Annotated in this window: 12 protein-coding genes and 5 tRNA genes; 2 read left to right on the forward strand and 15 right to left on the reverse strand. The window is 43.3% G+C overall.

Going from position 1 to position 13,361, the window contains the following annotated elements; all coding sequences use genetic code 11:
• The 11 genes from B3N34_RS05665 to prxU all read right to left on the reverse strand — a co-directional run bounded on the left by B3N34_RS05665 (position 1) and on the right by prxU (position 10,518).
• The gene (locus B3N34_RS05665) at positions 1-186 is read right to left on the reverse strand and encodes a hypothetical protein (protein WP_286975659.1); all 186 of its coding nucleotides are present in this window, start codon (positions 184-186) and stop codon (positions 1-3) included.
• Between the two features lie 149 nt (positions 187-335).
• Positions 336-1,316: a Gfo/Idh/MocA family protein gene (locus tag B3N34_RS05670; RefSeq protein WP_286975661.1), complete on the reverse strand. Its 981-nt coding sequence runs from the start codon at positions 1,314-1,316 to the stop codon at positions 336-338.
• A gap of 87 nt (positions 1,317-1,403) precedes the next feature.
• Complete coding sequence (locus B3N34_RS05675) at positions 1,404-2,738, reverse strand: bifunctional folylpolyglutamate synthase/dihydrofolate synthase (protein ID WP_286975662.1); 1,335 nt, start codon at positions 2,736-2,738, stop codon at positions 1,404-1,406.
• Entirely contained in the window at positions 2,728-5,415 is a 2,688-nt protein-coding gene (locus B3N34_RS05680) for a valine--tRNA ligase (protein ID WP_286975665.1), read from the reverse strand. The genes B3N34_RS05675 and B3N34_RS05680 overlap by 11 nt, the downstream gene beginning before the upstream one ends.
• Before the next feature lie 56 nt (positions 5,416-5,471).
• Positions 5,472-6,755, reverse strand: coding sequence for an ATP-dependent protease ATP-binding subunit ClpX (gene clpX, locus B3N34_RS05685; protein WP_286975667.1), 1,284 nt, complete (start codon positions 6,753-6,755; stop codon positions 5,472-5,474).
• Between the two features lie 132 nt (positions 6,756-6,887).
• Positions 6,888-7,466 carry an ATP-dependent Clp endopeptidase proteolytic subunit ClpP gene (gene clpP / locus B3N34_RS05690; protein WP_286975668.1) on the reverse strand — a complete coding sequence of 193 codons (579 nt, stop codon included), beginning with the start codon at positions 7,464-7,466 and terminating at the stop codon, positions 6,888-6,890.
• Positions 7,432-8,940, reverse strand: coding sequence for a trigger factor (gene tig / locus B3N34_RS05695; RefSeq protein WP_286975669.1), 1,509 nt, complete (start codon positions 8,938-8,940; stop codon positions 7,432-7,434). Before tig ends, clpP begins: the two co-directional genes overlap by 35 nt.
• A 75-nt stretch (positions 8,941-9,015) precedes the next feature.
• Positions 9,016-9,099, reverse strand: a tRNA-Leu gene (locus tag B3N34_RS05700).
• 264 nt (positions 9,100-9,363) lie between these two features.
• Positions 9,364-9,439, reverse strand: a tRNA-Lys gene (locus B3N34_RS05705).
• Between the two features lie 19 nt (positions 9,440-9,458).
• Positions 9,459-9,534: transfer RNA gene (locus B3N34_RS05710), tRNA-Arg, on the reverse strand.
• A 330-nt stretch (positions 9,535-9,864) separates the two neighbouring features.
• Positions 9,865-10,518: a thioredoxin-dependent peroxiredoxin gene (gene prxU, locus B3N34_RS05715; protein ID WP_286975670.1), complete on the reverse strand. Its 654-nt coding sequence runs from the start codon at positions 10,516-10,518 to the stop codon at positions 9,865-9,867.
• A 435-nt stretch (positions 10,519-10,953) separates the two neighbouring features.
• Here prxU and B3N34_RS05720 point away from each other — a divergent pair, with 435 nt between their 5' ends.
• Both B3N34_RS05720 and B3N34_RS05725 read left to right on the forward strand, forming a co-directional pair.
• A complete protein-coding gene (locus B3N34_RS05720) occupies positions 10,954-11,640 on the forward strand; it encodes an AzlC family ABC transporter permease (RefSeq protein WP_286975672.1) in 687 nt (228 codons plus the stop codon).
• A complete protein-coding gene (locus B3N34_RS05725) occupies positions 11,637-11,948 on the forward strand; it encodes an AzlD domain-containing protein (RefSeq protein ID WP_286975673.1) in 312 nt (103 codons plus the stop codon). Before B3N34_RS05720 ends, B3N34_RS05725 begins: the two co-directional genes overlap by 4 nt.
• 81 nt (positions 11,949-12,029) lie before the next feature.
• Here B3N34_RS05725 and B3N34_RS05730 read toward each other — a convergent pair whose 3' ends face one another.
• The 4 genes from B3N34_RS05730 to B3N34_RS05745 all read right to left on the reverse strand — a co-directional run bounded on the left by B3N34_RS05730 (position 12,030) and on the right by B3N34_RS05745 (position 13,338).
• Entirely contained in the window at positions 12,030-12,701 is a 672-nt protein-coding gene (locus B3N34_RS05730; protein WP_286975697.1) for a M48 family metallopeptidase, read from the reverse strand.
• 180 nt (positions 12,702-12,881) lie between these two features.
• Positions 12,882-13,037 carry a hypothetical protein gene (locus tag B3N34_RS05735; RefSeq protein ID WP_286975675.1) on the reverse strand — a complete coding sequence of 52 codons (156 nt, stop codon included), beginning with the start codon at positions 13,035-13,037 and terminating at the stop codon, positions 12,882-12,884.
• Positions 13,038-13,152: 115 nt separating this feature from the next.
• Positions 13,153-13,229: transfer RNA gene (locus tag B3N34_RS05740), tRNA-His, on the reverse strand.
• A 33-nt stretch (positions 13,230-13,262) separates the two neighbouring features.
• Positions 13,263-13,338, reverse strand: a tRNA-Arg gene (locus B3N34_RS05745).
• Positions 13,339-13,361 lie beyond the last annotated feature (23 nt).

The raw sequence follows: 13,361 nt of genomic DNA on the forward strand, positions 1-13,361 counted from the left end.
TTAAGGTTGTCCCTTTGAATGTTTCTCATAAATCAGCTTTATAATAACGTTTTCCATGAAAATTCTGTCGGGCCTTGAATAAGTACAGGCAATAATGACAAAGGAAAGAGCAGCGATGATGACGATCAAGAAAATTATAATCTGGCGTGCAAGGTTATCGCGATGTTTTCTCGCTTTTTCTTTCATTATCCCATCACCCCATAAAAATAGAGGGAGCTTTTCTCCCTCTATTTTACAATAATCTTAATTATAAATTAAAATTTCGACTATGTTTGGGGGTACTTCATGACACATAACAATATATTACATAAATACAACAACCATGTCAGCCTGCTTTAATGTAAAAGACCTTCAGGACTCTCAACGAAATCAGCTGATCTGTTTTTGTTTATCTGCCTTAGAACCTCAACCGCTATCTCTAAAGCTCTCTTGCCGTCAGCAATACCGACCATCGGCTGTCTTCCTTCCTTGACACAAGATATGAAATGTTGCAATTCCATCTTCAGAGGTTCGTGTTTTGGGAAGACGGGATGCTCAATTACCTCCATTAATCCCATGCCATTATTCCTAATGCATCTATGAATGGAAACATCTTGAGTTTCGTAGTTTAAGGTTATGTAACGCTCTCTTTCCATAATCTCCAACGTCCTAAGCCTCTTTTCGGAAGCCCTGCTGACCAGAATATGAGATATTGCCCCATTCTTAAACGTAAGGTGAGCCGAGGCTATGTCTTCATGCTCTGTGAAGACGGACCTTCCATAGGCCGAAATTTCGCTTATCTCACTACCAACCAACGATAAAATTATATCGATGTCATGGATCATCAAATCTAAAACAACGCCGACATCCGCAACCCTGGAAGAAAAGGGACCCAGCCTTCTAGTTTGAATATAAAGAGGAGGTTTACAAATTCCCCTGACGTACTGAACTGCACTGTTAAAGCGCTCAATATGTCCTACTTGTAAAACGAGGTTTTTTTGAGCTGCCATCTTGAGCAACTCCTCTGCCTCATCGACTGTCTTCGTAACAGGTTTTTCTATGAGCACGTGAATGCCTCTTTCCATTACCTTTTTGGCCACTTCGTAATGAGCAACCGTAGGCACAACAATGCTCAAAGCATCTGGGCGAGCTTTTTCCAGGAATTCATCTAAATCACTGAAATAAGGCACTTGCAACATCTCGCCAACGGAGACAGCTCTCTGATCGTCTATGTCCATAACCCCGGTAAGTCTGGTTTCCAGCAACTCCGAATATATCCTGGCGTGGTGATATCCCAGATGTCCCACCCCAATGACGCCTACCCGCAACGCATTCATGATCTTCACCTCTTAAATCGCATATACACTTAATATTTAAAATTCCTCTTAATTATTATCACTTGATATGAACTATTTTGGCATTCCTTAAAGATTGGATCTCAAAATCTTTTTTATCGCCCCTATAAGGTAGAGGCTGCCGCAAATTGCGATATAACTGGAATGGCTATTAACCGCTTCGCACAGCGCCGTATTTAATTCGGCTTCGTCCCCTATAAAGGCCTTGGTAAAGATATTCCTTGCTATATCCGCCAAGGCATGAGAAGATTCGCTTCTGTCCAGTTGAGGCACTTGTGTACATACAATCTTTTCGATGGGCAGATTGCATAGTTTCTTTAATGTTTCCCGGATATCTTTGTCCTTCATCATTGCCGTCATAAAGGTAATATTTTCATGGGGACGCAAAACTTGTTTAAGCGATTGCGCAAAGACTGCCATTCCTTCCGGGTTGTGCGCACCATCCAGTATTAATACCTTTCCATTTTTTAACCTTATAATTTCAAAGCGGCCGGGCCATGAAACAGAGAGCAATCCCGATCTGATCGTTTCATCGGATATTCCTGGAAAGATATCTTTTAAAAGAAGAGCCGCAAAGACAGCTAATGCAGTATTGCCGATTTGATAAGCAGCTGTAAGCTTCGTTTCAAGGGAATCGAAAAAGTATCCCTTGGATGTCCAAAAGTCATAGATAACGCCGTCCAAAGAAAAATGTGCGGGTTTGACTAAACATTCTCTTGAGAAAATGTGTCCCTCGGAAATCATCTTTGCGCAGCTATCAATAAACAGTTCTTCCAGACCAAAGTCTCCACCCACATAAATTGCCCTTTTACCGGGCCTGATTACTGAAAACTTCTCCTTCGCTATTTGGGAAATAGTGTCTCCTAAAAAATTCGTATGATCCAACGAGATAGAGGTAATCACTGAAAGTATAACTTCTCCCAGAAGATTCGTGGCATCGAGCCTTCCACCCATTCCTGCTTCTACAACGGCTACATCGACCTTTTCTTCGGATAAAATTAAGAAAGCCACTGCCGTCATAAGCTCAAAAGCAGTCGGAGGCGTCCCAGCAATGAAATTTTCCCTTAGCACCAATTTTACCTTTTGCCATGTTTCCATCCACCTTTGCGGACTTACAATCTTGCCTTCAATTTTCAGGCGCTCGCCCATGTGCAACAGGTGGGGGCTAGTATACAGCGCAGTTTTAAGCCCCGATGAAGATAAGATACTTGCAATAGTCGATGCAGTAGAACCTTTGCCATTAGTACCGACTACATGGATGGCCTTGAAATCCCTTTGAGGATTACCCAGCAAACCGAGGCACTTAGCCATCCGAGATAAGCCCGGGCGAATGCCCGGGCTTGCACTATTTAAAATGTCTTGTTCTAAAAGGTCAAAGGCTTCGGCATTTTCTTTACCGACCATCCGCTTCCTCCGAGCTGCGCTCAAGAGATGCAATATTATCGTCGATCCTCTTCATGCGTTCCCTGGCCTTTTTTAACCTATTTTGCTCCTTTTCGACGACTTCCTGCGGCGCCTTCTCTAGGAAGGACTCGTTAGAAAGCTTCGAAAGACTTTTCTGCTCCTCCAAAAGCAACCCTTCTTTTTCTTTTCGCAACCTCTCTATTTCCGAAGAAATGTCAATAATATCGCCCACGATCAGATAGACATTACACCAGGGCAATACAGAAACCAGTGAGCCACCAGGCCTACTCGACTCGAAACTTATCTCTCCTACCTTGGACATCAATCTAATTATATCTTCATTTTCAGCTAACACTTCAAGAACAGATCTATCCGTTGGATTGATCATTAAGTGAGGAACCACGACCTGGGGTGTGAGGTTAGCCTCGGCTCTCAGGTTTCTTATCGAACGTATGGTTTCCTGAAGGACAAAAATATTCTTTTCTAACGACTTATTTGTCGTGTAATCGAACATCTCCTCCGTACCAGGCCAAGGCTCTTCTTCGATTGACATTTGGCTGAAACCGAAGGAATGCCACAACTCCTCAGTTATGAAGGGAATAAAGGGATGGAGAAGAAGGAGAACCTTTTTGAAAACATAATAAAGCACCTTTTGCGAAGCGATCTTTCTTTTGCTCCCCTCGTCTCCCTTTAAAGCCGGTTTCGACATCTCTATGTACCAGTCACAGAGCTCTCCCCACACGAAGTCATAAAGTATTTTGCTTGCTTCGCCGAAAAAATATCCTTCTATCAAGTCTGTAACTTCTTTGGTCACCTGATTAACGCGCATGACGATCCATCTATCGTGAAGCCTCAAAGAATCGTCGAATTCCATTGTCCAACTTTCATTAAAATCGCTCAAATTCATCAAAGCAAAACGGGCAGCATTCCAAATCTTATTCATGAAATGCCTGCAGGATTCGATCTTCTGGGTGCTCAAAAATATATCACGGCCTTGTACTGTCAACGATGATAAGGTAAATCTCAAGGAATCAGCCCCATATTGATTTATTATGTCCACAGGATCTATAACGTTGCCTTTGGATTTACTCATTTTTTGACCCTTTTCATCACGGACCAAAGCGTGAATATAAACGTCTTTAAAGGGCACGTCATCCATAAATTTAAGGCCCATCATTATCATTCTTGCCACCCAGAAAAATATTATGTCAAAGCCGGTAACCAGCAATGAAGTCGGATAAAAATATGTGAGCTCTGGAGTTTGTTCAGGCCACCCCATAGTGGAAAAGGGCCAAAGAGCGCTCGAAAACCATGTATCCAAAACATCTTCGTCCTGCACAATGGCTCTTGAGCCACAATTTTCGCACTCCACCGGATCAATTTCCGACACTGTTATGTGATTGCAGTCCAGACAGGTCCAAGCCGGTATTCTATGCCCCCACCACAGCTGTCTCGAGATACACCAATCGCGTATATTCTCCATCCACTGATAATAGGTGTTCACCCAGCGCTCAGGTATCCAACGAATTTTGCCTTCTTTTACGACCTCAATGGCTCTTTTTGCCAAAGGCTCGGCGCGGACGAACCATTGTTCCGAAAGATAGGGCTCTAAAATTGTATTGCATCTATAACAATGACCGACGGCATGCTCGTATTCCTCGATCTTTACCAACAAACCTGCAGCCTCTATGTCTCTTACGATTGCTTCTCTGGCATCAAATCTGTTCATTCCTTTATAACGACCGGCATTTTCATTCATGAAACCATCGGCATTTATTACCTGGATTGGTTCCAGATCATGCCGCTGCCCTACCAAAAAATCGTTGGGATCGTGGGCAGGCGTTATCTTAACCATTCCGGTTCCAAAGGATGGATCGACCATCTGGTCCTCTATTACGGGCACAATTCTGTCTACTATGGGAACTCTAACCTTTGTTCCAATGTACTTTGCGTTATTTGAATCATCAGGATGAACTGCTATGGCGACATCTCCTAAAATTGTCTCCGGACGTGTAGTAGCAACGACCAGAAATCCATCTTCCTCCACAAAGGGGTAGGCTACGTAATAGAGCTTCCCCTTTTCCGTCGCATGTTCTACCTCCAGGTCCGAAAGTGCTGTGTGACAGCGAGGGCACCAATTTATAATGTATTTGCCTTTGTATATAAGCCCTTCTTTATACAAACGGACGAATACAGCCCTCACAGCTTTAGATAAACCTTCATCCATTGTGAAGCGCTCTCTATCCCAGTCGCAAGAGGCACCAAGTCTTTTTAATTGCGAGATGATTCTGCCGCCATATTCGGACTTCCATTCCCATACCTTCTCCAGAAAGTCCTCTCTGGTCATATCCTTTCTATCTATACCCTTTTTGGCCAATTCTCTCTCCACAACATTTTGCGTGGCAATGCCGGCGTGGTCCGTCCCCGGTATCCACAGCACGTTAAATCCCTTCATTCGCTTGTAGCGACATACAATGTCCTGTAGGGTATTGTTCAATGCATGCCCCATGTGAAGCGAGCCTGTCACATTGGGCGGTGGTATCACTATGCTGAAGGGTTCTTTGGTTTCGTCGACTTCAGCATGGAATAAACTGCGATCCTGCCACCAGTCATACCATTTTCGTTCCAGTTCTTTGGGTTCGTATTCCTTCGAAACAAGTTTGTCGTCGACAGGCATTTATTTAGTCTCCCCCTATAGGTTCGAGTTTACGATGTATCATCGCACGAGTTTCTCTAAGCCACTTCCTCATCCCTTGATATGTAAATAGGAGATGCTCCATCTAAAACGCACTCGCCTGTGATCTTGACCTTGGCTACGTCGCCTGCAATGCTAGGTAATTCATACATAATATCAAGCATGAGGTTTTCCATTATTGACCTTAATCCCCTAGCTCCCGTTTTTCTCTCCTGAGCTTGATGGGCAATCGCTTTTAGGGCGGCTTCGGTGAACTCCAACTCCACGCCTTCATAGCTGAAAAGCTCTTGATATTGCTTTACCAGGGAATTTTTGGGTTCCAACAGGATATGCACCAAAGATTCTTCGTGCAGGCCCTCGAGAGGGACGATTACGGGAATTCTCCCTATGAATTCAGGAATAAACCCATACATCATCAGATCTTCAGGCTGAACTTCCTTCAAAATTTTCCAAGAAGCTTCCACTTTATTGCCTATAATATCTCCACCGAAACCTATAACTCTTTTGTTGATCCTCTTGGCTATTATGTTTTCGATTCCATCAAAGGCACCCCCACAAATGAATAGGATGTTGGATGTATCGACTTGAATGAAATCTTGATAGGGATGCTTTCTGCCGCCCTTAGGAGGAACATTTGATACCGTTCCTTCCAAAAGGCGAAGAAGGCCTTGCTGCACACCCTCTCCTGAGACGTCTCTGGTGATCGATGGAGAATAGCTCTTGCGGGCAATTTTATCTATCTCGTCTATGTAGACAATTCCTCTTTCAGCCAGCGCTACATCGTAATCGCAGTTTTGCAACAACCTCACTAATATGTTTTCCACATCCTCACCAACATAGCCAGCCTCTGTCAAAGTAGTAGCATCAGCAATAGCAAAGGGCACATTCAGCATTTTAGCCAAAGTTTGTGCCAACAGAGTCTTTCCGCAGCCAGTGGGGCCTAAAAGAAGGATATTGCTTTTTTGAACTTCAACGTCGTCTTTGCCCTTTTTGCTCTTAAAAATACGCTTATAGTGATTGTGGACAGCCACAGAGAGAACCTTTTTGGCGTACTCCTGCCCGACGACATATTGGTCCAGATATGATTTTATTTCACTTGGTTTAGGCAATACAAAATTCTGAGTCATATCCCTGTTTTGACAATCTATGCTGTGCAGGATTCCTCTCTCTTCGTTCAATATAATATTACATAGGTGTATGCATTCGTTGCAAATGCAGACTCCCGGTCCCGTTATAATCTTCTTGACATCTTCCTGATCCTTTCCGCAGAAGGAACAGCGCAAGCCCTTCTTTCTAGGGTCCTTTTCGTTGCTTTTCGACATTTCCTCTTATTTCCTCCTTGGGCTCTTATAAAAATATTATTGCATCTTACCAAATTACAAGGTCCTTATAAACAAACGAGAGAGCTCAGCTTTGCCCCCTCGCATGTTTATAAGCAAGATTACACCGATAAACTATCTTTTTTCTATGACTTTGTCAACTATTCCATAGGCCAGAGCTTCCTCTGCGGACATAAAGAAATCACGATCGGTATCCTTGGCAACCTTTTCGATATCCTGATTCGTATGAAAGGCTATTATCTCATTTAGCCTGTCCCTAATCTTCTTGATCTCCCTGGCATGAATTTCGATATCCGTAGCCTGACCTTGTACTCCTCCCAAAGGCTGATGAAGCATAACCCTGGAATTTGGAAGAGCTATCCTCTTTCCCTTCGCACCTGCAGCCAAAAGCACTGCAGCCATGCTCGCAGCCTGACCAACGCATATGGTCGACACGGGGCATTTAATGTATTGCATGGTGTCGTATATTCCCAACCCGGCGGTCACGGAACCACCGGGACTGTTTATATAAAGGTTTATATCCTTATCTGGATCCTCGCTTTCGAGGAATAACATTTGAGCTACTACCAGATTTGCGAGATGCTCTTCTATCACATCTCCTAAAAATATTATCCTGTCCTTTAACAGCCTGCTATATATATCGTAGGCTCTTTCCCCTCTACCCGTCTGTTCTATTACTATCGGTACCAACATCTTCATGACCTCCTCTTGCATCGTTACCATCGTCTTGTAACGCCTTTTCAGGCTCCTCTTCGACTTTTTCTTGCATTTCCTCCTGGATTGCCTGGACCTTGCCATGATTATTCATAATAACCTTCAGAGCTTCTTCGTATTCCTCTCTCTCGAGCTCTTTAACCTTTACATGGTCTAAGATTTTTCCCAATGTCTTCTCAGCCATAATATCATAGCTCAATCTATACAATCTGTCCTGGTCGGAGGCTATAAATGAAGATAGCTTCTCGGCACTTATGTTATATGTACCTGCCATCCTTTCCACATATGCTTTGATATCTTCCGGGTTTACTTTGATCTCAAAGCGTTTGGTGAGCTCCTCCAACACTAATGAATTCATGACTCTTTTGTAAGCCTTTTCGCGTAACCTGTTCTTATATTCATCTAGATCCATCCCGGATTGTTTTACATATTCTTCAAACGTCATCTCGCCAGCCTGCCTCATTTTCTCTTCTTCTTCGTGGAGCAGGCTGTGAAATTCTCTCTCAACCATGCTTTCAGGAACTTCGATTTTCGCCTGATTTACAATTTGCTGTAATGCTAGATTGATTGCCTCATTTTTAGACCTGTTTTCCAGATTTTTTATCAACTGCTCTTTAATCTCTGCCCTAAACTCTTCTAAGCTTTTGTCTTCCGCTCCTACTTTTTTCAAAAACTCCTCGTCCAGCTCCGGAAGGACTTTTTTCTTTATGCCCTTTATTTCCATCGAATACTTAATACGCTTTCCAGACAAATTGCTGCCATCTTCCGGATGAGTCACTGTAGTCGTAACGGTGTTGCCAACATTCTGGCCAATCAGATCTCTCTTTACGTTTTCGTCCAAATAAGGAACCGAAAGGTCTATCATATCTTCCATCTCTTTGCCTTCGAAGTCGAATTTCTCAGCATCATCGTTTTCTTCTCGTTCAACTTCGGCAATGGCGTTAACTACAACAGTATCTCCTTCATCAATTGGCCTATCTTCGTTTACTTCGACGTATTCGGCATTTCGCTCCCGCAAATCATTGATGACTTCATCGACCATTTCATCAGTCACCGTTGCCTTCAATTTTGGCACTTCGATTTGGTTCAAATCGGGCAATTCGATCTCGGGCATAACTTCGTATTCTATCTCTAAAACGAGCGGTTCGCCTTCTTTTAATTCGCCAATTGATTTTATCTTAGGCTCGGCCACCAACTCGAGCTCGTATTCATCCCGAATTTGCTCTATAACTTCAGGAATAAGATTTTCTAATGCCTCTCTATACAATCTTTCCCTGCCAAAATAGAGTTCGATGACATTACGCGGGACTCTTCCCTTTCTAAAACCCTTTATATTGGCCTTGTGACTGATCTCTTTGACCACATCCTGAACTGCTTTCTCAAACCTCTCTGCCTCAATTTCCGCTTTTATCCTTACGATATTTTTCTCCTGAGATATAAGCTCAGACCTCATTGCCACCAAACCCCTTTCTTCGACATGAAAAAGCCTCGGTGTTAAATATACACCGAGGTCGCACTTATGTTCTTCTGGTGCGAGAGGTGGGATTTGAACCCACACGGCCGAAGCCACGGGATCCTAAGTCCCGCGTGTCTACCGTTCCACCACTCTCGCCCCTTAAACAAACATTTAAGGCGGGTTGCAAACTTAAATTTTAAAAACCCACCAAACATATAAATTGCCACGACACATCTTCGCGCGATCCTCGTCGCTAGCGTATATTACCATGCCCTTAATTTGAAAGTCAATGCCGATTTGACTTTAACAATTTCAAAGAACACAAACAAAAGACATTGCTCGCACATAGCATTAACTTCTTGCAAGCAATGTCTTTTTATTTTTTATAACGGGCCAAATAATCGGTAAACTTAAATATAATGGTGGGCCGTACAGGAATCGAACCTGTAACCCCAGGATTAAGAGTCCCGTGCTCTGCCAGTTGAGCTAACGGCCCACATATATGGCCTTTTCCATGGCGCGCCCGGCAGGATTTGAACCCGCGACCAACGGATCCGAAGTCCGCCGCTCTGTCCACTGAGCTACGGGCGCTTACGCTTTATAACCAAGCGGCAATAGGAAAGTTATCACAGCTTGGCCAAATAGTCAACAGGTTTTCGGCTCTATTTCAAACAATACAGGAAACTTCCTGAGATAAGGACGCCAGCAGCTCTCTTTGAAAGAGTAAAATAATATATTACATTTTAACCCCGGCCAATCTTACTAACTCTGCAACATCCGAATATTTAAAGACTCCCCTTAATTTTACATCCGGTTACCTGGCAATCTTTATAGGGGAGAGACAATTTTAAAGTTGCCCTCTCCCCTGTTTTTTTAAAATAATTTATTTAGTCCCTCGCACGGAGGAATGGCCTATATCCCTCAGCATCCTCCGGGAGGCGTAGGTTGCTGGGTCTTGGAGCCACCTGGGGATCCCTTTTGTTCTTCAACGAATTGCCATACTTTACCAACCATATCCGGGCTTGGCTTCAAGGTAGAACATCCCGGTCTCCAATCAGATGGCGTAACCTCTTTAGCAGATGTAGCCCTTATGTGCTGAAGAGCCTGAATGCGACGAATAATTTCATCCACACTTCTTCCACATGGAGCCGGAAGTATGTCTATACATTGAAGTATGCCATCGGGATCAATTATGAATGTTCCGCGGATGTCGATGCCGTCAGCCTCGCTATAGACCCCAAATTTTTCTCCGATCCTGCCGCCTGCGTCAAATAACATTGGGAAGGGCACTCCCCTGGGAACTGCTTTAGAAATTTCCTGCTCAACCCATACTTTATGAACCCAAGGCGAATCTACGCTTATACCGTATACTACAGTCCCTAAGGCCTCAAATTCATCGTACCTCTCGGCAACCGCCGAGATTTCGGTTGTTCACACGAAAGTAAAATCGCCGGGGTAGAAGAATAACACTAACCACTTCCCCCTGGCCTCGGCATGCGATACTTCCCTGATATTGCCCCTATCGAAAGCCATTGCTTTAAATTCCGGGACCGGACATCCTATTTTTGCTTCCACTGTTTCATCCCTCCTATTTTGTTATCAATCTCTGTTTTTAAGTTAAATATATTCTAAAACGATTTTAAATAAGAAGCAAGTTGCATACTTTATACTTGTCGCTATATTCAAATAACCCATCATCTATCCTTGCTGACATATTTTAAACCATTAGATTGCTCTCTACGCAGACAACATGAAGCGATCATTTGATTGCATCAGAAATCTCATCTCAAACAAATTTTAGCGTGTACAAGCGGTATTTCGTCATAGCTTTTACTCCAAATCGCCATTATGTCGTGTCCCAAATTTCCCATGAATTTTTTTAAAGAACTAAATATTGCTTAACCAAATTTCCAGAGCTATAATCGGGGATCAAAACGGGTTATGTCCTAATACGAATCCTGATATTTTATTTACAATGCTCAAATTAGGCCGAAATGGGGGATACTATAATTGAAATTACAAACATTCCTTAAAGGGGTACGTGACGAAACGCCACTCCTCCTTGCCGTCATGCCCTTCGGGGTTATATACGGTATTATGGCATTAGAGGCCGGCTTAACCAGGTTTCAGGCTCAGTCAATGTCCTACATCGTATTTGGCGGTTCTTCGCAATTTGTGGCAAGCAAGTTATTTGCCGAATCCACCCCCTGGTCGATAATCGTATTAACCGTGGTCATGGTGAACTTGCGACACCTGCTATACAGCGCCTCGGTGGCACCCTACCTAAAAGAACTTCCCTTAGGATGGAAGGCGACGCTCTCCTATCTGCTGACGGATGAAGCTTATGCTGTAACTATAAATCACTATCAAAAAAGACCTGACGACAGATACGGCCATTTTTACTTTTTAGGCGCGGGCCTGATTCTGTGGTTAACATGGCAGATGAGCACAGCAGCCGGGATTTACTTGGGAAAGATGCTCCCATCAAATTGGCCGCTGGATTTCTTTCTACCCCTGACCTTCATAGCCATCCTTGTTCCCTCTTTGAATAACTTTCCCGCCATAGCCGTTGCATTGACGGCCGGAATATGTTCGATCTTTTTTTACGGATTCCCCTATAAATTAGGATTGATTGCCGCAGCCCTCGTCGGTATGACCACAGGCTTTATTATAGACATGAGGAGGCGCAGGGCATGAATGTATGGTTGGTCTTGCTTCTGGGAGGAATTTTCACCTATCTTACGCGAGCATTCTTCATATTTCTTTTTGGCCTTTGGGAAATACCTTCTTGGGTAAAAGAGTTTTTGCGCTTTGTGCCTCCTGCAGTTCTGTCGGCTCTTATTATTCCCGAATTATTTGTGCAATCGGGAAAGGTTTTTATTTCCCTCGAAAATGTCAGGCTATTGGCAGGCATTGCCGCCATATTTACCGCACTGCTTACCAAAAATACCCTTTTGACAATACTGACGGGAATCGTCTTTGTGTTTATCTTTAACACTTTTTAAAAATCGTGATATCATAATCAACCAATACAAACCATTGGTTTTGTCATGCAAAATAAAAGAGGGTTAATATTATTTATTACTTCATAATGTTAGTAAACACCCATTCTCCTTGAGCCAGTCTCTTCGACTCTCGAAATCGGGCATCAGCATTTTTACTTTATCCCAAAAGGATTTTGCATGGTTTCTTTCTTCCAGATGAACGAGTTCGTGGATGACGACGTAGTCCAAAACTGGCATGGGAGCCATTACCAAGCGCCAGGAAAAGTTCAAATTTCCCCTAAAAGAGCACGAACCCCATCTTTTTCGAGCATCGGTTATGCCTATTTTATTGTATTTATATCCTCGTTTTTCGGCATAGAGACGAACCCTTTCGGAGATTTTTTCATAGGCTTTATCTTTATACCACTGGATAAATGTTTCTTTTGCGCGTGGAAGCGCATGTCTTGAAAGATAAAACGCGCCTTCAAATTTCAACGCTTCCCTTTGGTCTTCTGCTATATTTAATTTGTAGTATCTGCCTAAATACAGAAATCCTTCCCCGTTTACGAATTCTTTATGAGAAAGTTTGTAATTTCTGGCCTCAATAGCTTTTTTCTTCTCTTCGATCCACCGTCTGTTTTTTGAGACTATCTCCTTGATCCTCTCGTCATCAAGACTAAAGGGCGCCCTGACGATCAATTTAGCATCGTCCGTCACTTGCAAAGCTATCGTCTTTCTTTTAGTTCGGATTATTTTCTCGATCTGCACGTCCATGGGCTCCATTTTATTTTTCTACAAAAATGTGATAAGCAAGCTCGATCAATTTCTGCGCTATCTCGTTTCTTTTTTTTTGAACAAAGTTTCCTGTTTTTCATTCAAGATGCAGTCCTTATCGTTTGTGCAATTAATGTGCAATGGTATAAATGGACCCCGCTCCCCTTTTCCCGCTTTCTTCTACAATCTTTCTTTTCCATCTAAGAAACGTGGGATGTAATACCTGTAGTCATTGAGCGTTCGAGGCCTTAGGCCCTCCAACTCCTTTTGGAGCAGAAATTCTTCAAAGTAATCTTCCCAGCTTTTAAGTTTACAAAACCTCAAGACTTTTCCCATTTCAATCCCCCTTTTCATGGACACTGGACTCGTACATTTTTGGGGGAGATTATGTGAAAAAGCACAAAAGGGGGAAAGTTTGAAAAGCCTTGCTGTTACTGGATTTGCATAAAAATGGGGTGAGCGAGGGGACTTGAACCCCCAACCCCTGGAGCCACAGTCCAGTGCTCTAACCTATTGAGCTACGCTCACCATATCTTTGCGGTATTCATATTTTTCGTTTCTTGGCGTGCCCGGGGAGACTCGAACTCCCGACCTTTGGATCCGGAGTCCAACGCTCTATCCACTGAGCTACGGGCACCTGTTCCGTTTGCCCATATAATA

Origin of the sequence: Acetomicrobium sp. UBA5826 (assembly GCF_002433005.1) — a bacterium.
GTDB lineage: Bacteria > Synergistota > Synergistia > Synergistales > Acetomicrobiaceae > Acetomicrobium.

Coding starts and splice junctions, on each gene's coding strand:
- B3N34_RS05665 (WP_286975659.1), bottom strand. CDS start 186: ATGAAAGAAAAAGCGAGAAAACATCGCGATAACCTTGCACGCCAGATT.
- B3N34_RS05670 (WP_286975661.1), bottom strand. CDS start 1,316: ATGAATGCGTTGCGGGTAGGCGTCATTGGGGTGGGACATCTGGGATAT.
- B3N34_RS05675 (WP_286975662.1), bottom strand. CDS start 2,738: ATGGTCGGTAAAGAAAATGCCGAAGCCTTTGACCTTTTAGAACAAGAC.
- B3N34_RS05680 (WP_286975665.1), bottom strand. CDS start 5,415: ATGCCTGTCGACGACAAACTTGTTTCGAAGGAATACGAACCCAAAGAA.
- clpX (WP_286975667.1), bottom strand. CDS start 6,755: ATGTCGAAAAGCAACGAAAAGGACCCTAGAAAGAAGGGCTTGCGCTGT.
- clpP (WP_286975668.1), bottom strand. CDS start 7,466: ATGTTGGTACCGATAGTAATAGAACAGACGGGTAGAGGGGAAAGAGCC.
- tig (WP_286975669.1), bottom strand. CDS start 8,940: ATGAGGTCTGAGCTTATATCTCAGGAGAAAAATATCGTAAGGATAAAA.
- B3N34_RS05725 (WP_286975673.1), top strand. CDS start 11,637: ATGAATGTATGGTTGGTCTTGCTTCTGGGAGGAATTTTCACCTATCTT.
- B3N34_RS05730 (WP_286975697.1), bottom strand. CDS start 12,701: ATGGACGTGCAGATCGAGAAAATAATCCGAACTAAAAGAAAGACGATA.
- B3N34_RS05735 (WP_286975675.1), bottom strand. CDS start 13,037: ATGGGAAAAGTCTTGAGGTTTTGTAAACTTAAAAGCTGGGAAGATTAC.